Origin of the sequence: Nocardia arizonensis (assembly GCF_001310275.1) — a bacterium.
GTDB classification, from domain to species: domain Bacteria; phylum Actinomycetota; class Actinomycetes; order Mycobacteriales; family Mycobacteriaceae; genus Nocardia; species Nocardia arizonensis.
The window spans coordinates 35,143-55,270 of record NZ_LGYZ01000068.1 but is presented as its reverse complement, the minus strand read 5'-3'; the positions used below and the strand labels follow the sequence as shown (position 1 = coordinate 55,270).

The 20,128-nt window shown below is 67.7% G+C and carries 19 protein-coding genes; 8 read left to right on the top strand and 11 right to left on the bottom strand.

The genetic code is table 11. The features are described 5' to 3' along the window. Positions 1-416 precede the first annotated feature (416 nt). On the top strand, positions 417-1,664 hold the full coding sequence (locus tag APZ21_RS13825) for a cytochrome P450 family protein (RefSeq protein WP_371852360.1): 1,248 nt from the start codon (positions 417-419) through the stop codon (positions 1,662-1,664). Positions 1,665-1,720: 56 nt separating this feature from the next. Here APZ21_RS13825 and APZ21_RS13820 read toward each other — a convergent pair whose 3' ends face one another. Together APZ21_RS13820 and APZ21_RS13815 are read right to left on the bottom strand one after the other, a co-directional pair. Then, positions 1,721-3,550, bottom strand: a complete 1,830-nt coding sequence (locus tag APZ21_RS13820; RefSeq protein ID WP_054813703.1) for an acyl-CoA dehydrogenase family protein — start codon at positions 3,548-3,550, stop codon at positions 1,721-1,723. 465 nt (positions 3,551-4,015) lie between these two features. After that, a complete protein-coding gene (locus APZ21_RS13815) occupies positions 4,016-6,904 on the bottom strand; it encodes an AfsR/SARP family transcriptional regulator (protein ID WP_162240336.1) in 2,889 nt (962 codons plus the stop codon). A 101-nt stretch (positions 6,905-7,005) separates the two neighbouring features. On the opposite strand from APZ21_RS13815, the gene APZ21_RS13810 reads away from it, so the two are divergent. The 3 genes from APZ21_RS13810 to APZ21_RS13795 all read left to right on the top strand — a co-directional run bounded on the left by APZ21_RS13810 (position 7,006) and on the right by APZ21_RS13795 (position 10,649). Continuing rightward, complete coding sequence (locus APZ21_RS13810; RefSeq protein WP_054813701.1) at positions 7,006-8,076, top strand: class I SAM-dependent methyltransferase; 1,071 nt, start codon at positions 7,006-7,008, stop codon at positions 8,074-8,076. Between the two features lie 647 nt (positions 8,077-8,723). Continuing rightward, positions 8,724-9,218: a hypothetical protein gene (locus APZ21_RS13800; RefSeq protein WP_054813699.1), complete on the top strand. Its 495-nt coding sequence runs from the start codon at positions 8,724-8,726 to the stop codon at positions 9,216-9,218. A gap of 285 nt (positions 9,219-9,503) precedes the next feature. Next, complete coding sequence (locus APZ21_RS13795) at positions 9,504-10,649, top strand: DUF7373 family lipoprotein (RefSeq protein ID WP_054813698.1); 1,146 nt, start codon at positions 9,504-9,506, stop codon at positions 10,647-10,649. A gap of 101 nt (positions 10,650-10,750) precedes the next feature. Here APZ21_RS13795 and APZ21_RS13790 read toward each other — a convergent pair whose 3' ends face one another. Together APZ21_RS13790 and APZ21_RS13785 are read right to left on the bottom strand one after the other, a co-directional pair. Beyond that, a complete protein-coding gene (locus tag APZ21_RS13790; protein ID WP_054813697.1) occupies positions 10,751-11,404 on the bottom strand; it encodes a response regulator in 654 nt (217 codons plus the stop codon). Then, a complete protein-coding gene (locus APZ21_RS13785) occupies positions 11,401-12,513 on the bottom strand; it encodes a sensor histidine kinase (RefSeq protein WP_054813696.1) in 1,113 nt (370 codons plus the stop codon). Before APZ21_RS13785 ends, APZ21_RS13790 begins: the two co-directional genes overlap by 4 nt. A gap of 168 nt (positions 12,514-12,681) precedes the next feature. Between APZ21_RS13785 and APZ21_RS13780 the strand changes: the two genes are divergently transcribed. From APZ21_RS13780 to APZ21_RS13765, 4 genes are all read left to right on the top strand, one after another. After that, positions 12,682-13,398 (top strand): hypothetical protein, encoded by a 717-nt coding sequence (locus APZ21_RS13780; protein ID WP_054813695.1) that lies wholly within the window; start codon positions 12,682-12,684, stop codon positions 13,396-13,398. Positions 13,399-13,400: 2 nt separating this feature from the next. Beyond that, entirely contained in the window at positions 13,401-14,189 is a 789-nt protein-coding gene (locus APZ21_RS32965; protein ID WP_082393082.1) for a hemerythrin domain-containing protein, read from the top strand. Then, the gene (locus tag APZ21_RS13770; protein ID WP_371852361.1) at positions 14,186-14,401 is read left to right on the top strand and encodes a carboxymuconolactone decarboxylase family protein; all 216 of its coding nucleotides are present in this window, start codon (positions 14,186-14,188) and stop codon (positions 14,399-14,401) included. The genes APZ21_RS32965 and APZ21_RS13770 overlap by 4 nt, the downstream gene beginning before the upstream one ends. A gap of 163 nt (positions 14,402-14,564) precedes the next feature. After that, positions 14,565-15,614, top strand: a complete 1,050-nt coding sequence (locus APZ21_RS13765) for a tetratricopeptide repeat protein (protein WP_054813693.1) — start codon at positions 14,565-14,567, stop codon at positions 15,612-15,614. On the opposite strand, the gene APZ21_RS13760 is transcribed toward APZ21_RS13765, so the two are convergent. The 7 genes from APZ21_RS13760 to ectA form a co-directional block, all read right to left on the bottom strand. Continuing rightward, positions 15,611-15,982: an NADAR family protein gene (locus APZ21_RS13760; RefSeq protein ID WP_082393081.1), complete on the bottom strand. Its 372-nt coding sequence runs from the start codon at positions 15,980-15,982 to the stop codon at positions 15,611-15,613. The two genes, APZ21_RS13765 and APZ21_RS13760, sit on opposite strands and share 4 nt — an antisense overlap. A 102-nt stretch (positions 15,983-16,084) precedes the next feature. Next, entirely contained in the window at positions 16,085-16,423 is a 339-nt protein-coding gene (locus APZ21_RS13755) for a sporulation protein (protein ID WP_054813692.1), read from the bottom strand. After that, positions 16,420-16,782, bottom strand: coding sequence for a hypothetical protein (locus APZ21_RS13750; RefSeq protein WP_054813691.1), 363 nt, complete (start codon positions 16,780-16,782; stop codon positions 16,420-16,422). Before APZ21_RS13750 ends, APZ21_RS13755 begins: the two co-directional genes overlap by 4 nt. Positions 16,783-16,898: 116 nt before the next feature. Beyond that, positions 16,899-17,783 carry an ectoine hydroxylase gene (thpD, locus tag APZ21_RS13745; protein WP_054813690.1) on the bottom strand — a complete coding sequence of 295 codons (885 nt, stop codon included), beginning with the start codon at positions 17,781-17,783 and terminating at the stop codon, positions 16,899-16,901. 4 nt (positions 17,784-17,787) lie between these two features. Beyond that, positions 17,788-18,183 carry an ectoine synthase gene (locus APZ21_RS13740; protein ID WP_054813689.1) on the bottom strand — a complete coding sequence of 132 codons (396 nt, stop codon included), beginning with the start codon at positions 18,181-18,183 and terminating at the stop codon, positions 17,788-17,790. After that, positions 18,180-19,490, bottom strand: a complete 1,311-nt coding sequence (gene ectB, locus APZ21_RS13735; protein ID WP_054813688.1) for a diaminobutyrate--2-oxoglutarate transaminase — start codon at positions 19,488-19,490, stop codon at positions 18,180-18,182. The genes APZ21_RS13740 and ectB overlap by 4 nt, the downstream gene beginning before the upstream one ends. Continuing rightward, positions 19,487-20,044, bottom strand: a complete 558-nt coding sequence (gene ectA, locus APZ21_RS13730; RefSeq protein WP_082393080.1) for a diaminobutyrate acetyltransferase — start codon at positions 20,042-20,044, stop codon at positions 19,487-19,489. The genes ectB and ectA overlap by 4 nt, the downstream gene beginning before the upstream one ends. Positions 20,045-20,128: the final 84 nt, after the last annotated feature.

Sequence of the window (20,128 nt, the reverse complement as noted above, 5' to 3'; positions counted from 1 at the left end):
CGAGAGGGATTGGACACGTGGGCCGATGTCGCGGGCCGGGTCTCGACTCGGCTCCCGATGACGTGTCCAGTGAAAATGGCCGGCCCGCAGGGGAAACAAGGAGTGGGTATGATCCCCCGACGTGGAGCCTGGTGTTCGCGCAGATCGTGACATGAGAGATCGGCCGTCGGTCGTGCTGCCCTCGCGGCGGACGTTCACGACCGTTCGGCGCGTGTCACCGACCGCACCGGTCGCCGCGGCATGACCGGCATCAAGGTTCCATTCGGGCACCGAAATACGCCTCTGCGCGAATTGTTATGCGGCCGAGCGGATTCGGTCCGCGAGTTCCGTCTGCGGGAACTATAGGGGCGCTACCGCCCGCCCGAGATCTCCCAGCACGTCATCGTATTTGCGTTCCACACCCTGGAGTTACGCCATTGACAACACCATATGAACCCCACGACGCATTCTTCGACGGCCAGGCGGTCGGTGCGATGGTCGCCGACCCCGACCGGGCGCCGGTTCGTCTCTACGAGCCCGAGTTCGCCGCCGACCCCCACCGTTTCTACGCCGAGATGCGCGCCAAATTCGGTTCCCTGGTGCCGGTCGAGTTGGCGCCCGGTATCGCGGCCACGCTCGTGATCGGCTACCGGGACGCGGTACGGATCAACAACGATCCCGTGCATTTCCCCGCCGACCCGCGCGCCTGGCAGAAGGACGTGCCCTCGGACTGCCCGGTGCGGCCGATGATGGAATACCGGCCGAATGCCCTGCGCAGTGCCGGAGCGGCCCATGCCCGATACCGGAAGGCGAGCGTCGACAGCATCGACGCCGTCGACCTCTACGGTCTGCACACCGAGATCGAACACATCGCCATCCCCTTGGTGAACACCTTCTGCCGGGACGGCCAGGCGGATCTGCTCAGCCAGTGGGCGTTTCCGGTCACCTTCGCCTACCTCAACGCGATGGTCGGCTGCCCGGAGGATATCGGGTTGCAGGTCGCCAAGGGCATGGCCATGATGTTCGAGGGCGCCGACGCGGGCGAGGGCAGCGAACTGTTCGCGAGCGCCTTGGCCGAACTGGTAGCGGTCAAGCGCGCCCATCCCGGCGACGACGTCACCACTCGGCTGGTCGAGCATTCGGCGGAGCTGACCGACGAGGAGTTGGTCCACCAACTCGTCACCATCTATGGCGCCGGTATCGAGCCGCTGACGAACCTGATCACCAATACGCTGTTGCTGATGCTCAGTGATCCCCGGTTCTCCGGGCACGCGGCGCTCACGACACGAGACGCGCTCAACGAGGTGCTGTTCCGCGATCCGCCGCTGGCGAACTTCGGCATCACCTATCCGCCGCATCCGATCCCCATCGGCAAGAATTGGCTGCCCGCGAATCAGCCGGTGGTGACCAGCATGGCGGGCTGCAACAACGATCCCGATATCGTCGGGGAGTTCACGGCGAACAACTCACATCTGGCGTGGGGTACCGGACCGCACGTGTGCCCCGCTCAGAAGGTGGCCTACCCGGTCGCGCAGTACGCCATCGATCAGCTCTTCGACGCGCTCGGTGAGATCACCCTGGCGTGCCCGGCCGCCGAACTCGTCTGGCGACCCGGCCCGTTCCACCGCTCCCTGGCGGCGCTGCCGGTGACCTTCGCGAAGACCCCGCCGCTGACCATCTCCTGAATATCCCCGCGGGCGCGGTGGTGAGACCGCCGATCGACGATCTCACCACCGCGGTCTCACGCGGCGGAGTCGACCACCGACTCGGCCAGGGCGCTCGCGCACTGCGCGACATATCCGTCGGCGTCGAAAGCGGTGCGCAGCAGACCGGAATCGAGTTCGAACGCGGCCACGAGCTCGTTCAGATGGGGTGCCAGGGACTCCTGCACCCGACGACGCATGTCCGACAGCGGTTCCGGTGTGACCGGGAACGGGCCGCCGGGCAGCAGATCCGCGCCGTTGGCCTGGCACTGGCGGATGGCGAACAGCACGAGCAGCTTCTCGATCACCTCGCGTGGCCCCTCGGGCAGCTGAGCGGCGCGATCGGCCAACGCGCGCGCCGACCGGTGGGCGATGTGGGCCTCGGCCGCGGCGAGGGCGAGATCGTAGACGCCGTCCCACCTGGTCTGCCGGTCACCGGAGACCCCCGCGTACTTCTCTGCGGTCCGGTGCTGGAGATGGAGTGCGCGGGCGTCGAGCCAGTCGAGCCAGGCGCCGGGTGTGTCGACATCGCAGGGCGCGAGATTCTCGGGCTGCCGCGGCGCGGACTCCTCGCGACGGGGGAGGCGCCGGTAGGCGGCTTGGAGAGCGATGACGTAACTGTCGCCCTCGGCGGTGGCCGCGGCGTCGCGCAGCGCGCGGAACTCCACGATCTTGTTGTGCGCGAAAACGCCTTGGGCGCCGAGCCTGTCGCGGACCTCGTTGCACACCCGCAGTGCCGTCGTGGTGGCGAAATGCTTGGTGAGCGAGACGAGGTCGGTGAGCTTCGGCCCTTGTTCGTCGTCGTGCTCGTCGGCGGCCCGGACGAAGGCGTCGATGGCGACCTCCACCGCCGCGGTCGCGACATAGGTGTCGGCCACCGCGTCCAGCAGCAGGTCGCGGTGGGCGGGCAGCGCGGACAGGGGAATGCGGCCGCCGACCATGCTCGCGATATCGCGCTGGGTGGCATGGCTCACCGCGATCGACAGCGCGGCCCGCGACACGGCCGCGGACATGGCCGCGATGCACAGCCTGCCGACCCTGACGCGGCTGATCGCCCGCCACGCCTGGTTGTCGGCGGGGATGGGCGAGATCAGCTCGCCGTTGTCGTCGATGCGGGTGCCGGTGTGCGACAGCAGACATTCGCGGGACAGCCGCACGTGATCGAAGCGCGTCAGCGAGTTGTCCATACCCAGACCCGGCTTCTCGGGCAGCGGCCGGATGGTGATGCCGGGAAGCGCCTGTCCGTCCGCGTCGACCAGCCGAACGAGGAACGGATAGTTGCCGCGGTGGGTACCGTCCAGGATCAGTCCGGCGAATACGATCCCGAACCTCGACACGCCCTCGACCGGCGGCGGGGCGGTGGTCGGCATGAATTTGACCGCCGTATCCGTCGGAGTGTGCAGCACGAATCCGCCTCCGTCGGAAGGATCGTAGGTGGCGGTGGTCTCCAGATTGTTCAGGTCGCTGCCGTGGCCGACCTCGGTGAGTACGTAGGCGCCGACCGCGCGGCCCTCCGATAGCTCGGTCAGCGCCGCGGCGACCTCACCGGTGCGCGAATGCTGTTCGAGCAGCGTCCCCCGCACGAGGTTCACCTGCACCGTCAGCAACGCCCCGAGGTGCGGGTCGACGACCGTGGCCTGCTCGTGCCAGGTCACCAGCTCGCGCAGATCGGCGGTCTCGGTGGCCGCCAACTGCGGCAGCAGCGCCAAATACCGTTCGTATGCCTGCTTTCCGGGGTTCTTGGTGGCAGCCCACCAATCCTGATCGAACCCTGGTTCGCTGAAGAGCTTGTTCAGGCGTTGAGCCGAGGCCCGCCGACCACCGAACAACATGTCCGCGAACTCTTCCGTATTCCCCTGCGAAATCATCACTCTGCCTTCTACTCATCGCCGGCAGCCCCTCTGCGTCGGCAAGCCCCCCAATGAGATTCGCCACTGCTCGGTCCCGCCGAGCAAGGCATTTCAGAGTGTAGCAAGCACATTTGAATTCGCAACTGAGAGAACAGCTTTCGACGTTCTTCTGGAACCTGACGCGGGGTCGCCGAAGAACCCGCGTCAGGTTCCGACGCCGGACCACCGGCTTTCGACAACGGTAGTCGACGAGGAAGTATGGACGCTCACGGCGCAGAACCCGATGCGGGGGAGAACAATCGGCCATCCGAGAGGCAGCAGCAATCGATGTCGTCCGGCCATCACCCGCCTCTCGCCAGCAAATCCAGGGTACGGTCTCGTACATCGATTTGCGCGACCAGTGAAAGCAGGCCGCCGCGCCGTCGTTCGGGCGGCGCCGAGCCTTCGGCAGGGCGGGTGAGTGCCCGCGCGACGACTCACCTGTCAGTCGGGCACCGCGACGTGGTCGATGGTCGCGAGCGCGAATTCGACCGCGGCCTCGCCCGTCATCGCCATACCGCGCGCCCGCGCCGCCTCGAACGCGGATTCACCCAGACGTTCCCGCAGGATCCGCATGCTGTCGGCCTCGTGGGATGCGTCCGCGCCGAACACTTCGGCGTGCGCGCTGTGCAGCACGCCGAGCAGGACCGCGGCCGGTTCGTCGAGATGTAGTTCGACGAGCAGTCGGCCCAGGTTGCGCAGCGTGGTCCACTGGTGGTGCCAGACCTGCATGCGCCGCCAACCGAGGATCGCGGCTCGGAACGCGCGCAACGCGGAACCGGTTGCGCCGGTGCGGGTGTAGAGGGCAGCCAGACCGACCGTCGCGACGTTGACGACGAAGACACTGTCGACGCCGTCGGCGGTGGCCACGGCCCGCTGATAGTGCAGAACGGCCCGGTCGGGAGCCGTGCGGGAAAGCGCCTCGGCTTTGCCGTATTCGGCCCAGGCGATCAGACTCGGGGTGCCGATCCGGTGTGCGACACGCAGGTGTCGGTCCGCGATCGCGTCGGCGCGGTCCGTGTCGTCGGCGTAGGCGCTCGACAAGGTCTGGAACAGCAACGCGTCGGCTTGATACCACGGGTCCGCGATCCCGGCCAGTGCGAGCTGTTCGGTCGCGTGGGAGAAGCACTCGCCGAGGCGGCCTTCATAGAGCGCGACGGTCGCCAGGATCTTGATCAGCGGGATCCGGTCACGGTCACCGATTCCGCCGCGTGCCAAGGCGCTTTCGGCTATCGCACGGGCGCGCTGGTGCGCGCCCCGGAAGGTGAAACCCTCGGCGACGGCGGCGCACACCACCGTGTACAGCGGGTGAGAATCGGCGCCGGGCAGCCGCAGGGCTGTCTCGCCCCAGGAGATCACTTCGTCGGGGAACTGGTAGAGCGCGTAGTGATACAGGCCCGCGCTGATTCGCAGAGTCAGGTCGGTGTCGCGGCGTCCGACGGCCCAATGGTGGGCGGCCCGCAGGTTGTCCAGATCGTGGTCGACGGTGGAGATCCAACGGGCTTCGTCGGGTCCGCGGAGTCCGCGTTCGGCCGCGGTGGCCAGATCGGCGAAATGGACGGCGTGGCGGTGGTGGGTTGCATCGGTCTCGTCCCGGTTGTCGAGCTGTTCGCGGCCGAAGGCCCGCAGGGTCTCCAGCATCGTGTAGCGGGTGGCCGTGGTCCCGCCCGCGGTGATCAAGGAGCTGTCGACCAGTGAGGTGATCAGGTCGACGAGATCGCCTTCGCTGCAAACGGCTTCGGCCGCATCGAGCGAGAATCCGCCCGAGAACACCGACAGGCGCGCGAACAGTCGTTGCGCGGCGGGACTGAGCAATGCGTAGGACCAGTCGACGACCGCCCGCAGGGTGCGGTGGCGCGGCGCCGTCGTGGTACGGCTGCTCGTGAACAGGGCGAAACTCGTGCGGCTGCGTTCGGACAGATCGGCCGGATTGATGGAACGCACCCTGGCCGCGGCCAATTCGATGCCGAGCGGTAGGCCGTCGAGGCGACGGCACAGCTCGGCGATATGACGGCGATTGTCCTGCGTGAGGACCAGATCGGGGCGGACCGCCTTCGCGCGATCGATGAACAACCGCGCCGCGGGCGAATCGTCGGAGGCGAACGGCAAAGGCGCCGTGGGGTACAGGTGTTCGCCGGGCACGCCGAGCGGGATCCGGCTGGTGGTCATTACCGTCACATTCGGGCACGCGCGCACGATCCGGTCGACCAGCCGGGCGCTGTCTTCGATGACGTGTTCGCAGTTGTCGAGCACCAGCAGCAACTTCTTGGGTGCCAAGAAGGCGATGATCGCCTGCTCGAGACTGGATCGCAGACCGCGGCGCGCGCCGAGGGCCGCCGCGAGCGCGTGCGCGACCGCGGCGCCGTCGGTCAGTGGTGCCAGTTCGCACCACCGGACGCCGTCGGGGTAGTCGCCTGCGCGCCGGGTCGCGACATGCAGCGCCAGCCGGGTCTTGCCCACTCCGCCGACACCGGTCAGGGTGAGCAGACGGGTACCGGTGAGAGCTGTGCGGATCGCCGCTTCGTCGTCGGCGCGTCCGATCAGCGGGGTCGGTTCACTCGGCAACCGTGACGACGCGGGTACTGAGACAGGGTGTGCGGTCGGCGCGACCACGTCCAGTTCCTGGCGCAGGATCGCCGACTCCAGCGCGCGCAACGTCGCCGACGGCGCCACTCCCAGTTCACCGTCGAGGCGCTGACGGAAGCGCCGGAAGACCGCGAGCGCGTCCGCGTGCCTGCCGCTGTTGTAGAGCGCGCGCATGAGCAGCGCGTGCGGACGCTCACGCAACGGATGCTCGGCGGTGAATACTTCGATGGCCGCGACGAGTTCACCGTCGTGGCCGCGACCGAGCGCGGCCTCGAAGCTGTCCTCGCGGGCGACCAGCCGCGCCTGCTCGAGCCGTACGGCTTCCGCCCGAGCGAACTCGCTGTCGGCGAACTCGGCGTACGCCGCGCCGCGCCACAGTCCCAGAGCGGATTCGAAGTCCGCCGGATCCCCGGTGATACGCGCCGCTTCCACCAGGCGGTGGAACCTGGTCGCGTCCAGCTGATCGGGTGCGATGTCGAGCAGATAGCCGGGAGGCCGGGTCAACAGGATCTCGGCGCCGTCGCGGTGCAGCACGGTGCGCAGCCGCGACAGATAGGTGTGCAGTGAACGCAGCGCCGATGGAGGCGGGTCCTCGCCCCATGCCACCGCGATGAGACGGTCGGCCGACAACACCGTGCCCGCGTGCACGAGCAGCGCGGCGAGCAGCCGTCGCTGGGTGGCGCTGCCGATCGTCAGCTCACGGTCGCCGTCGCGCACACGCAGCGCGCCGAGGACTTCGAATTCCATCTCACCCCACTGCTCCGCCGCCGGTGCAACCGCGCCGCATCCGAGCTGCATGCGGTGCGATTCATAGTCGTTTCACCAATCAACCTAGTAGGAGGTACACGATGAGCACTGTCGAGTTGGTCGATGAGGCCGGGGTAGAGGAATTCGTCGGGCGGGTTATCGGTGACACCAGCGCGTGGATGGCCACCACGATGTCGATGATCGGTGACAGACTCGGCCTGTGGCAGGCGATGGCCGACAGCAGGCCGGTCAGCAGCACCGAACTCGCCGTACGCACCTCGACCGCCGAGCGCTACACCCGCGAGTGGCTGTCCTCGATGGCCGCACACGGATATCTCACCTACGATCCCGACGCCGACCGGTTCGCGTTGCCCGCCGACCACGCACCTGTCCTGGCCATCGAAGGCCCGGCATACCTCGGCGGTGAACACCACGCGCTGTTGGGGCTCACCGGCATGCTCGGCAAGGTGATCGATGCCTTTCGCACCGGTGGCGGTGTGCCCCTCGACGAATACACCGCCGACTGGTGGCACGGCCTGGCCAGGTCGACAGGTCGAGCGTTCACCCATCAGCTCACCCAGCAGTGGCTGCCCGCGTTCCCCGACGTGGTGGGGCTGCTCGAACGTGGCGCCGACGTCGCCGATCTCGGCTGCGGGCACGGACAAGCCCTCATCCGGCTCGCACGGGAATTCCCGGCGGGCCGCTATGTCGGCTACGACGTCCACGCCGACTCGATCACCGCGGCACGGGCCAACGCGCAAGCGGCCGGCGTCACCGATCGTGTCCGATTCGAGGTCTTCGATGTCTCGGCAGGTCTGCCCGAGGACTACGACGTGATCACCACCTTCGACGTGATCCACGATTCCGCCGACCCGCTCGGCATCCTGAAGACCATCCGAGCGGCTTTGCGGCCGGGCGGGCACTACCTGTGCGTCGACATCAACGCCAGCCACCGACTCCAGGACAACGCGGGCCCGCTCGGCGCGTACTTCTACGGCATCAGCGTCTTGTTCTGCATGACGAGTTCGCTCGCATCGGGCGGGGCGGGCCTGGGCACCTGCGGCTTCAACGAGCACGTGGCGCGCAAGCTGTGCGCCGAGGCCGGCTTCGCGACGGTGCGCAAGGCCGAAGTCGAAGATCCGTTCAACGTCTTGTTCCAGATCCGGCCGTGAGAGCAGGCGGGTCGGGCGGTCGGCCGTCCGACCCGCCGTCGGTGGGGGCGAAGTCGGTGTAGTCCTGTAACGCGGCGGTGGAAGCGCTCTACTTGACATAATGTAGATTATCGGCGCGGAACCTGCCCGAATTTCATCTGATGAACGAACCCATATGCCTGATCCGGGAAAAGGTGGCAGTAATCTGGAAAGGTTGGCAGTGGACTGGATTGGCGCCGGTATCCGGTAAGAGATGGCAGTAGTCGTGATCTCGCAGGTCAGATGGTGAATATTTATACGGGCAATTTATCGTCACTGTGACGAAAGTGAACGAATGTGACTGGTGTGGCGTGTTCGCGGCTCGGTTGCTCTCGATCAATGACAACAACGGTTCGACACAGGCGAGTACCGTCGACTTCCGCGGTATGCCCCTCAGAACCGCGACTCTCGACAAGGACGGCAACCCCACCTACGAAGTCTTCTACGACGAACACGGCGGGATCACGCAGTACGACACCCGATTCGGATAGCGTCGCCAGGTCCTGGAGAACGGCTACGAGATCGAGTTCAAGGACTCGTGGCGATACACGGTCTGGGCGCCGGACCATTCCCGGCTCGAATTCAACCGACTCGACAACTCCCACAAGGGTTACGACGCCAACGGCAAGGTGTTCACCGACTCGTCCGCCGGGGATCGGCGTGGTTTCGCCGACAAGAACATCTGGGAGAACATCACCTCGGTCGGAGCCGGGCTCGGCTCGATATTCGCCGAATCCTACCGAATGGGCGAAACGCTGAGCTGGGTTCGTGAACACGACCCGGGCACCGCCGCGTGGTATCTCGAACAGCAACAACACGATCAAGCACTCGCCGGACTCGCGGCCTTGATCGGCACAGGCCCCGCGGGCGGCCCGAGTGCGGCGCAGGCGTGGGGCGGTCTGGTCACCGGGCTCTTCGCCACCCCCGACTTCCAACGCGGCGACTACGCCTACGCGATCCCCAAGGCGGCGGTGAATGTCTTCTTCACCATTAGAAGGCGGAATAGGACTCGCACGCGGCGTCGGAACCGGCGCACGCCGCATCACCTCCGCGACGAGCACTGCAATCGAGACAGGCAAAGACCTGACCCGATTCGGACGGGATATAACAGCAGGAATCCGTAACAGTGCAAAATTCTCCAGCACCTATGATATTCGTCGCATCCTGAGATTTCCTGGTGTCGAACAGCATCAGCCGCACCGTGCCGGAGATATCGCCTCCTTTCTCCGGCGCGGCGTGCGACCTATGAGCCGTGCGATATGGCAGACCGGTCGCCGATATACATCGGGATCTGAGTGATCCGAATCGCTTGCACGACATAGTGATCCGTGAACCGGCGCTGCTGGGCGCCCGATGCGGACGGGTGGGTGGGTTCGGGCCGGTGACGGGCCGTCTGCGAGGATCGGGTTATGTATCGCTGGATGTGGGGGGCGGCGCTGACGGCCGTCGCGATCACGATGAGTTCCTGTTCCACCGTGCCGGGCACACCGCAGGCACAACCTTCGGCCGCACCGACGAGCACGCCCGTCGCGGTCGATCCGGTCCGCGAGGGCGCGCTCGCCGAGGGGGTGCGGCTGGCCGACGTCACGGCGCATCCGAACGACATCGATCCCGACCTGACCATCCCGGGTAGCTCCGGCCCGCTGACCCGCCCTTTCCTGTTGGTCAATGTGGGGCACAATCCCGCCATCACCGCCGCCGCCGTCGACAACGGCATGCTGGCCGGCTACCTCACCTACCATTCCGCGTCCGGCGCACATCCGCGAAAGGGGTTGACCCAGGGCGTGATCCGCTTCCCCGACGCCGTGACCGCCACGCGTGCGGCCGACGACCTCGCGGAGGCGGCGCTCACCACCAAGGGCATGCTGGAAGTCGACAACCGTGAGGCTGTCCCGCTGGCCGAGGCTACGGAGACGAGGTTCAGCCGAGTTCGTCAGACCAGTTTCTACGCGAGCATGGCCTTCACGCCGTATCGGGAATATGTCATCTACTCCGCGGTGAACGCCGTCGACACCGCTACGACCGAAGCCGTCACCGTCCGGGCCGCGGAACTGCAACGGCCCCTGCTGGACAGCTTCGTCGCGACCGACCCGGCGAAGTACGCCGGCCTGTCCCGCGACCCCTCGGGTGTTCTCGCACTGGCGACCGGCAGCGGCGGCGCCGCCACCGGCGCGTACGGTCCCGCGGGCGCCGCGCTGCTCGTCTACGATCCCCGCCGCTTGCGCTCGGTCTTCACCGATGTCGGCATGGACGTCATGGGTGTCGGGGACGCGAACGTCTTCCGCACTCGCGATGGGGCGGGCGCGATAACCCTCGCCGGAGCTCTCGGCATCGCCGCGGTGACTTCCTATGCTCTCGGCGACGCGAAGCTCTCCCCCGCCGCCTCCCCCGATGTGCCCGACACGACCTGCTGGTCGGCGACGAGCGCCGCGACGAGTCGGTGGTTCTGCATTCTGGTCCGCGGACGCTACGTCGCCGAGATCTGGGAGAAGACCGAGAACGAAGCCTTCGAGATCGCCCGTACTCAGTATCGGGTACTCGAGGGCGCCCGCTGAGGCGGTGTCCTACTCTGCTTCGGGTGCTCCGCCTTTTCGTCACTGTGGCGGTTCTCTGCTCGGTTCCGGTGCTACGGAATTGTCGAGTGCCGGCGATGTCATCACCGTCGCGGCGGCTCGAGGCCCGCGTCCCGGGCCGCCAGCACAGCGTGAGCTCGGTCCCTGAGATCGAGTTTGGCGAAGATATGACGGACATGGGTTTTGACCGTGGCCATTGTGATGAACAGTTCTTCGGCTATCTCGGTGTTGGTGCGGCCCGCGCCTATGAGGGCGAGGATTTCGGATTCGCGGGCGCTGAGGTCGGCCAAGCCGGGTGGTAGGTGGGCGGGGGTCGGTGGCCGGGTGGAGAAATGGGTCATCAGTCGAGACAGAACGGCCGGGGAGACGACGGGTTCGCCCGCGGCGGCACGGGTGACGGCGGTGATGAGACCGTCGGCGGTGACGTCCTTGAGGAGGAAACCGCAGGCGCCCGCGCGCAGGGCGTCGACGACGTGTTGGTCATGGTCGAAGGTGGTCAAGGCCAGGATGCGGATTTCGGGGCGCAGGGCGAGGATTCGGCGGGTCGCCTCGATGCCGTCCACGCCGGGCATGCGCAGGTCCATCAGGACGACGTCGGGGTGCAAGGAGGTGGCGGCCGTCACGGCGGCGGCGCCGTCGGACACTTCACCGGCCACGTCGATGCCGCCGAGTTCGAGGATGGTGCGCAGACCCTGGCGGACGAGGTCCTGGTCGTCGACCAGCAGGACTCGCGTCATCGGAGCCTGGTTTCGAACGGGATGGTCACCGTGATGTCGAAACGGCCTCGGTCCGTGTGGGTTTCAAACGTACCGCCGAGTAGTTCGGCGCGGTGTCGCATGCCGGTCAGTCCTCGGCCGGGGCACGGTCGGTCGGGGCAGGCGGCGGGGTTGGTCGAGTGCAGGGTGACTCGGCCGGCGGACCAGTCGATGGTGATGTCGACCCGCTCGCCGGGTGCGTGTTTGCCCGCGTTGGTGAGGCATTCGCGCAGGATGCGGTTGACGGCGGACAGTGTGGTGCCGCGTTCGGGCGGTGGTGTGCCGGTGACGGTGAGAGTGTTCGGGATGCCGACCGAGCGGGCGTTGTCGGCCACGGTGACCAGGTCGGGGTCGCCCGGGATGTCCCCGTCGGGCAGTGGGGCCAGGACGTCGAGGGCCTGGCGGATGCTGGTCAGGGTGTGGTGGGCGGTCGTGCGGATCGCTTCGACCGGTGCGGTGGCCTTGTCGGGTGCCAGTTTCAGGGCCGAGGCGGCGGCTTCGGCCTGGATGGCGATGAGGGTCAGTTCGTGGCCGACGACATCGTGGAGTTCCCGGGCGATGCGGGTTCGTTCGGCGGCGACGGCGGCCTCCTCGGCGCGGGCGCGTTCGTAACGCAACTCGTTGGTCAAAGCGCGGATCTCGGCATTCTGACGGCGCAGACGGGCGACGATCCGGCCCGCGATCACCGGCGCGGCGACGACCAGCACCGCACCGATCGCCGCCACCGGCTCCTCCGGACCCAGCAGGGTGCCGATCACGGCCGCGGCCGACGCCCAGACGGTCACCGCGGTCACCGCGACACCGGGCCGTCCCCATGCCCCCAGGGCATAGAACTGGAGGATCACCGTGACGAATCCGAGGACCGGGAAGCCGTCGAGCGGGATGAGCCAGGCCGGTGCGGAGATCAGCGCCGAGGTGACCGGGTAGGTGCGGCGCCAGGCCAGCGGGAGCGTCGAAGCGAGGACGTAGAGCTCGCCGATACCGCGCGGCGCGATGGGGAACACCGCGGTTTGGACCAGTCCGGCCGCGACGAGGACGACAGCCGCCACCGCATCCTGCCATGTGGTGCGCAGTCGTTCGGCCGGGGTCACCCAGCGAGGGTAAGGGAGTGCAGGGGCGATCGTCGTCATCCCACGGGATGAGCGGGTGATCAGCCCGTACGCCGAGAGGGCGCCCGCCCATCGGTCGATGTGTCGGACAGGCGGCGGTTTCTAGTCTTCGAGCATCGGAATCGACAGCCCGACCTGCAGGAAAAGCCCATGCACACAACATATCTCGATACCGGATCCGTCCGCGGAGATCGCGCGGCCGCGCCGCTGCGTCAGAGCGCGCGGTGCGGGGTCGCCTTTGCGGCCTGTCAGCTCGCGGTGGTGGCGGCGATGGCGGTACTCGTGCTGCCGAAAGGGGGATCACCGAGCACCGCGCCGCTCGAACGCGGTGTGGCTGTACTCGACGCGCAGCAGTTCTATCGGGTCGGCAACTTCGCCCTGATGGTCTCGGGGATGCTGCTGCTCGGATTTCTCGGCGTGGTCGGTGCGCGGTTGCGCGACGGTGACCGGTCCGGTGCGACGGCCACGGTGGCGGTCGCCTCGGGCACGCTGGTAGCGCTGCTCTGGCCGTTGGCGGGCATGCTGCACGATGTCGCGCTCGAGACCGCGGACACCGGTGCGGATGCGCGAATCCTGGCTGGGTGGGATGCGGTGGCACCGTTCGCCCTCGCCTTGTCGGCGATGCCGCGTGCGCTGTTCATCGGGGCGATCGTGCTCAGCACGCAGTCGGTGCCCGGCGAGCGATGGTTGCGGCGCACGGGCGTGGTGGTGCTTGGCGCGAGTCTCGCGGGAAGCGCGACGCTCGTGCACTCCGGGCTGTTCCCGGCGCTGGCCGTGAGCACGCTCGCTTTCCAACTCTGGGTCGGCGCGCTCGCGTGGCGCTGGCTACGGACCGAATCCCGAATCCCCCGTATCGATGAGGAGTGACAATGCACGAGACCCCGACCCGTCACGCCGCCCAGGTCAGCCTGCCGGGCCAAGCATGTGTCGCCGACGGACCCATCGACCACACCGGCATGTACATCATGCACTTCGCGCTGCGCCGCGATATCGCCGATCTGATATCGGCCGCCGCGCTCACTCCCCCGGCCGACACCGGCGCCTGGCGGGCGCTCGCGGACTACTGGGCACTGTTCGCCGAGTTGCTGCACCACCATCACGCCGTCGAGGACGAGCACTACTGGCCCGCGCTGTCGATCGCGGTCGCCGATCGCGGCACCGACGCCGATCGCGGTGTCATCGCCGCCATGGAGCGCGAACACGCCGAGATCGGGCCCGCGGTCGCCGGATGCGATTCCGGGTTCGTCGATGTGCTCGCGCGGCCGGACGACGAGGGCGCCGGTCGGATCCGGGCGCGGCTCGCGGCGCTCGGGCGCATTCTCGCCGACCACACGGCCCATGAGGAGCGCGAGGCGTTGCCGCTGGTGCAGCGGGTGGTGACGCCCGAGGAGTATGCGCGGATCGAGCGCGCGATCGGGCGGTCGTATTCGCTGCGCATGGTGTGCACGATGCTGCCGTGGGCATTTCACGGCCTGCCCGCGCCCGCGGCGGCCGAACTGCTGTCCAGGGCGAGAGTTCCGGAGCGGGTGTTGTTGCGGTTGACCCGGCGTCGGTTCGAGCGGCGGCACGCGGCTGCTTTCGGGGTAGTACCCGCCGGGCACCTCGACGTATCCCGTACCGCACCAGCACGGCCTATTCGGAACTCGAGAAGGCGGTGATCGCCTTCGCCGAGGCCATGTCCGCCACGCCCGCGGTGGACGTCGAACCCCTGCGCGCGCGACTGCTCACGCGGCTGTCCAGGGCGCAGTTGGCGGAACTGGCGACGGCCGTCGCATGGGAGAACCAGCGGGCGCGACTCAATCAGGGGCTCGGTGTGCGGCCGATGGGGATGGCAGAGGGGATGGTGTGTGCCCTGCCCGAACGGGCGTGATCGCGTCCCGAACAAGCGAACAACTCACTTTCATAACAGTCCTGGATGGCCCTGGGACTAGGTGACCCATTGGTGCGCCGACTCGTGCGACGGCGAGTAGGTTGAACCCGCCGAACAGGGCATCCGATGGCGATGAGCATCGCGGAAAGGTGGGACGCGACCGATGAACGAGCCGTATTCGCGCAGATTTGCCCGGAATGCGGCCGAAAACCAACCACTCGCCGCCCGTTACACCTCGGCCGAACCGATCCGCTGGAACGGCAGCATGATCTACCCGATGTACACCGAACCGCTGGGTCGGGAACCGAAACTGCTGACCATGGCCCTGCTGTCGGCGGCTCCGCCCGCGGGGCTGCGCGGCCAGGGCATCGGACTGTCGATGGTCGACGGCTACATCGACCTCGAGGGCAGGCGCCTCGGCGGCGTCGACGTCTGGAGCGACGCGCTCTACAGCGGTGTCACCTTCGAACTGACTCCCACCGGACCGGAAGCCCTCTTCACGCTCACTCCGGTCTGGGTGGACGCGCTCGGCGTGCAGAAATCCTGGACCGGCAACTACGGCATCCTCGTCGAGGATGTGCCCGACGGGCGAATCGCCCTGTGGTGCAGTATCGGTGAGGGGCCGCCCAATTTCGCCAATCTCGTGGTCGCTCTGTTGACCACGCCCGCACCGCTGCGTCCCGCCCGCGAGATTCCGCCGCCGGAAGCGGACGGATCACCGGAGTCCGTGGCGACCTCGAACTCCCCCGATCTCGAGGCGACCGAACAATATCGTCTCGCGGACGTGCGCCCTCCGCCCGCCGATCCGGTGCCCGCGCGACCACCAGCGGCCGATCTGCCCGTGCCCGGCACCGGACCGGAGCAGCAGCAGCGCCACGCCGGACCCGACCCGGGATATCGCAACGCCCTCTACGATCTCGGCGTCGAGATGTACAAAATGGGCGAGGAGGAACAGGCGTGCGGGCTGTGGGCGCAGGCATCGGCCGCCGGGCACTCCCCCGCCGCCTATGATCTGGGCGTCGTCCGCTACCGACGCGGTGATTTCGCGGGCGCCGAACACTGGTGGCGCACCGCCGCCGAACTCGGCGAGGCGCGCGCGATGGCCGGACTGTCGGAATTGCTCGACCGGCAGGGCAACCACGCCGAAGCTCAACTGTGGCGCACCCGCGCGGCCGAGGAGGCCGGGCGCTCGGCGCGGCCACCCGAAGGCTAGCGCGACGCCGGCGCCGACCTGGCCCGCACGAGGGCGAAGCCGAGCAGGTTCAGACCCCGCCAACGCGCGGGATCCTCGACCCGAGGATCGTCGGCGGCAAGTCCGATGCCCCAGACCCGGTCCACCGGACCGGCTTCCACGAGTACCCGCCCACCGGTGTGCCGCAGATAGTCGCCCAGGTCGGGATGCTGGTCGAACTTGGCGGTATTGCCGGCAACCACGATCTCGAAACGGTTCCTGTTCCATACGGTCTCGTCGAAATCGCGCACCTCGCGGCCGAGATCCTTGGCCTGTTTCGAATGACCCGCGGCCAGTACCCGCTCGGCGGTGGCGGCATCGTCGAACAGCATGGCCTTGCGCCACATCATGTAGTGCTCGGCGGTGGCGAAGTCGACAGCCGTTCCACCGAATCCACATCCACGCGAAGCAGTCTGCCCGAGGCAGGCGACCGGCGCTCGGAGAATGTCCTCCTATCGGTCGAGCACCTTCCTGACAATGCCCGCGGCCGCCAACACCGTGGCGACCGCGACGCAGCCTGCCACGGTGATCAGCCGGTTCACGTCGAGGGCGGGCTGCCACCGCGCGCGGCCGTCCTTGATCACGTACGCGCCCACCGGCCTGCCGCCGAGCCCGAACCCCGCGCCCGCGCCGCCTTGGCCCTCCTTGTCGTTGCTGCTCCCGCCGCCCGCGCCACCGGACACCGCGGCGGCGGTGATCACCGTGAGGCCGTCGTGCTCGACGGGTTCGGAGTACACCCGCTCGGCGGTCACCGCATCTCTCGCGCCGGCCAGTATCTCTTCGACCTTCATCCGTGACTCCCTGCTGTGGTCGGATCGCCCAGGCGAATGCCTGCCGTCGTTACAGTTTCGAGGCGAACCAGTCCCCGGCGGCAGGGGCGATCGTCCTCGGATTCGGTGCCCAGTGACCCGCCTCCATCGGAGGTGAGCGTGTCGACCAGGCGCTGTCGGGCCAGTCGCTCGCCGAGTTCGGGCAGCGCCCCGAGCGGGCTGCCCGCGAGCTCGTCGAGGCAACCACGGACCACTATTCGTATCGACGGCCGTGAGACCGTGCCACGAAATTCCGCTCCGAGTCTCGCCACCATCAGTTCGACTGCCTGCTCATCGAGTTCGAGCCGCGCGAACACCGCGGCCTGCGACGCATTGATCACCGCCCCAGCCTGCGGCACGCACCGAACACGGCGACAGGGCCGAAAGCCCCACTCCCGGTTCTCGAAGGTCCGTGCCGAGGCGGTGGAATTCGATGTCGAAGGACAGCGGACGCGTGCTACACCGGGGTGAAGTCGCGAGCCGCGATGTAGGTGGGTCGCGGCGCGGGCGCCGCGTACGGCTCGACGAGGGTGTTCTCCACGCTGTTGAACACCAGGAAGATGTTCGAGCGTGGGAACGGGGTGATGTTGTTGGACGAGCCGTGCATGATGTTCGAATCGAACAGCAGTGCCGAACCGGCGCGGCCGGTGAATTGCACGATGCCGTGCCGATTGGCCAGTTCGGCGATGTCGGCCTGGCTCGGCACACCGATCTCCTGCTCCTGCAACGACTCCCGGTAGTGCTCGGCCGGAGTGCTGCCCGGGCATCCCACGAAGGTGCGGTGCGATCCTGGCATCACCATCAGGCTGCCGTTGACCGGATAGTTGTCGGTCAGCGCGATCGACAGACTCACCGCGCGCGGGGACGGCATCCCGTCCTCGGCGTGCCAGGTTTCGAAATCGGAGTGCCAGTAGAAGCCACCGCCGCGGAAACCCGGCATGTAGTTGATCCGGGTCTGGTGCAGGTACACCGGCGAGCCGAGCACCTGGCGGGCCAGGCCGGCGATTCGGTTCTCGCGCACCAGATCCGCGACCGCGGCGCTGAGCCGGTGCACCTCGAAGATCGACCGTACCCGCCGGGAGGTCTTCTCCACGATGACGCGATCGTCCTCGGCCAGTTCGGGATCGGTTGCCAGTCGCCCGATCTCCGCACCGAAGTCGGCGACCTCGGAGGGAGTCAGCAGATCCTCCACGGCCGCGAAGCCGTCGGCGTCGAATGCGGCCAGCGCGGGATGTCGCACCGTGCCCCACACCGTGGGGTCGGTGCGCGGGGTGCGCCGACCGGGTTCCCCGGTGCGGGTGGGATAGCGGTCGGACAGGTCGGGAAGGTGGTGGGTCACCATCGCATCACCCGGCCTGGGCGGCGATCAGCGGGTAGACGCCGTCGCTGTCGTGGACCTCCTGCCCGGTGACCGGGGGATTGAACACGCACATCATCCGCATCCGGGTGCGGGCGACGAGGCGGTGCCGTTCGTGGCCGTCGAGCAGATACATCGAGCCGGGCGCGAGCGTGTAGGTGACATCGTTGTCGAGGTCGTGGAGGGTGCCCTCGCCCTCTACCAGCCATACCGCCTCCACGTGGTTGCGGTAGTGGAAAAGGTGCTCGCTGCCCGCGTCGATGGTGGTCTCGTGGAAGGAGAAGCCGACGCCGTCGCCGCCGAGCACGATGCGTTTGCTGCGCCATCCCTTGCCCGCGACGTCGCGGTCGGTGTCGGTGATCTCGGCCGTGGTGCGAACTATCATGCGCGTTCGCCTCCGTTCGCGGTGCCGCGGTGGTGCAGGCGGCCCCAGCCGGTGCACACGGTGTCGATGGCGCCGGTCAGTACTTGCAGTCCCCGGTCGATCTCCTCGTCGGTGATGGTCAGCGGCGGCAGCAGTTTGACCACCTCGTCGCTCGAGCCGGAGGTCTCCACCAGCAGACCGCGCTCGAAGGCGACCTGGCAGACCTTGCCCGCCTGCGACGGATCCTCGAAGGCGATGCCCTGCACGAGGCCGCGGCCGCGGACGCTGATGCCGGGGAAGTGGCTCGCGGCCGCGCCGAGCACGGTCGCGATGCGCTCGCCCTTGGTCATGGTCGCCTTCTGGAGGGTGTCGTCGGCCCAGTAGTGCTGCAACGCGGCGTGCGCGGTGACGAAGGCGGGGTTGTTGCCGCGGAAGGTGCCGTTGTGTTCGCCGGGCGACCACTGGTCGAGTTCCGGTTTGAACAGCACAAGCGCCATGGGCAGGCCGTAGCCGCCGATGGACTTCGACAGGGTCACGATATCGGGGGTGATGCCCGCGATCTCGAAGGAGAAGAACGGTCCGGTGCGGCCGCAACCCATCTGCACGTCGTCGACGATGAGCAGGATCTCGCGCTCGGCGCACAGGTCGGCGAGGTGGCGCAGCCACTCCGCGCGGGCCACGTTGACCCCGCCTTCGCCCTGGACCGTCTCCACGATGACCGCGGCGGGACGGTCGAAGCCGGAGGAGGTGTCGTCCAGGACGCGTTCCATCCACTGGAAGTCGGCGGTGGTGTTGTCGAAGTAGCCGTCGTAGGGCATGTGCGCGGCGTGCACCAGCGGCACACCGGCGCCCGCGCGTTTGGCGGCGTTGCCGGTGACCGACAGTGCGCCCAGCGTCATGCCGTGGAAGGCGTTGGTGAAGCTGAGTACGGTTTCGCGGCCGGTGATCTTGCGCGCCAGTTTCAGCGCGGCCTCGACGGCGTTCGCGCCGGTCGGGCCCGGGAACTGGACCTTGTAGTCGAGTCCGCGCGGGGTGAGGACGGTGTCGCGCAGGGTCTCGAGCAGGCGGCGTTTGGCGGCGGTGGACATGTCGAGGCCGTGGGTGATGCCGTCGCCGGCGATGTAGTCGAGCAGTGGTTGTTTGAGCACGGGATTGTTGTGCCCGTAGTTGAGCGCGCCCGCGCCGGCGAAGAAGTCGAGGTAGTCCTTGCCCTCCTCGTCGCGCAGCCAGCTGCCCTTGGCGGTGGTGAACACCGTGGGCCAGGCCCGGCAATACCCACGCACATTCGATTCCAACTCGTCGAACACGGTGGTGTCGGCGTTGATCATCGGAGTTCCTCCTGAACTTTCGGTGCGATTCGATAGAGGTCTTCTGCGGCGTGTCGATCGGGGAACGCACCGGTGTCGAACAGTGGTTCACGTGTCATCGCGGCGCCGCGCCTGCGGGCGACCGAGGCGAACATCGCGATCGATGCGGGGTTGTCGGGTGAGACCGTCGTCTCGAGCGCGGTCACGCCGTGTTCGGCGACGGTGTCGAGCAAGCGCTGGATCAGGGCGGCGCCGGTGCCGCGGCCGCGTTGGCCGCGGTCGACCGCCACCTGCCAGACGAAGACCGTGTCCGGTCTTTCGGGCCGCAGATAGCCGATGACGAAACCCACCACCCGGCCGTCCACCTCGGCGACCAGCGAGGTGCTCGCGAAATCGCGGCACCACAGCAGGTAGGCGTAGCTCGAATTCACATCGAGCACCTGCGAATCCTTGGCGATCCGCCACAGGTGGGCGCCGTCTCCGACCCGAGGGGGCCGCAGCACCGCTGTGACGTGCCGATCGGATTCCGGTCGAGCCGAACCGCTCGTTTCCGTGGACAAAGTTGGCGTTGACATACAACTCCCCGGTCGGGTCTTGCAGTACTCATCCAGATTTGCCCGGTTACATTGAGGTGAACTGGTCGAACTCTTTGCGGTTGT

Bases quoted from the DNA above. Each gene is read 5' to 3' on its own strand.
- APZ21_RS13820 (WP_054813703.1), bottom strand. From the start codon at position 3,550: ATGATTTCGCAGGGGAATACGGAAGAGTTCGCGGACATGTTGTTCGGT.
- APZ21_RS13815 (WP_162240336.1), bottom strand. From the start codon at position 6,904: ATGGAATTCGAAGTCCTCGGCGCGCTGCGTGTGCGCGACGGCGACCGT.
- APZ21_RS13810 (WP_054813701.1), top strand. From the start codon at position 7,006: ATGAGCACTGTCGAGTTGGTCGATGAGGCCGGGGTAGAGGAATTCGTC.
- APZ21_RS13795 (WP_054813698.1), top strand. From the start codon at position 9,504: ATGTATCGCTGGATGTGGGGGGCGGCGCTGACGGCCGTCGCGATCACG.
- APZ21_RS13790 (WP_054813697.1), bottom strand. From the start codon at position 11,404: ATGACGCGAGTCCTGCTGGTCGACGACCAGGACCTCGTCCGCCAGGGT.
- APZ21_RS13780 (WP_054813695.1), top strand. From the start codon at position 12,682: ATGCACACAACATATCTCGATACCGGATCCGTCCGCGGAGATCGCGCG.
- APZ21_RS32965 (WP_082393082.1), top strand. From the start codon at position 13,401: ATGCACGAGACCCCGACCCGTCACGCCGCCCAGGTCAGCCTGCCGGGC.
- APZ21_RS13765 (WP_054813693.1), top strand. From the start codon at position 14,565: ATGAACGAGCCGTATTCGCGCAGATTTGCCCGGAATGCGGCCGAAAAC.
- APZ21_RS13760 (WP_082393081.1), bottom strand. From the start codon at position 15,982: ATGATGTGGCGCAAGGCCATGCTGTTCGACGATGCCGCCACCGCCGAG.
- APZ21_RS13755 (WP_054813692.1), bottom strand. From the start codon at position 16,423: ATGAAGGTCGAAGAGATACTGGCCGGCGCGAGAGATGCGGTGACCGCC.
- thpD (WP_054813690.1), bottom strand. From the start codon at position 17,783: ATGGTGACCCACCACCTTCCCGACCTGTCCGACCGCTATCCCACCCGC.
- APZ21_RS13740 (WP_054813689.1), bottom strand. From the start codon at position 18,183: ATGATAGTTCGCACCACGGCCGAGATCACCGACACCGACCGCGACGTC.
- ectB (WP_054813688.1), bottom strand. From the start codon at position 19,490: ATGATCAACGCCGACACCACCGTGTTCGACGAGTTGGAATCGAATGTG.
- ectA (WP_082393080.1), bottom strand. From the start codon at position 20,044: ATGTCAACGCCAACTTTGTCCACGGAAACGAGCGGTTCGGCTCGACCG.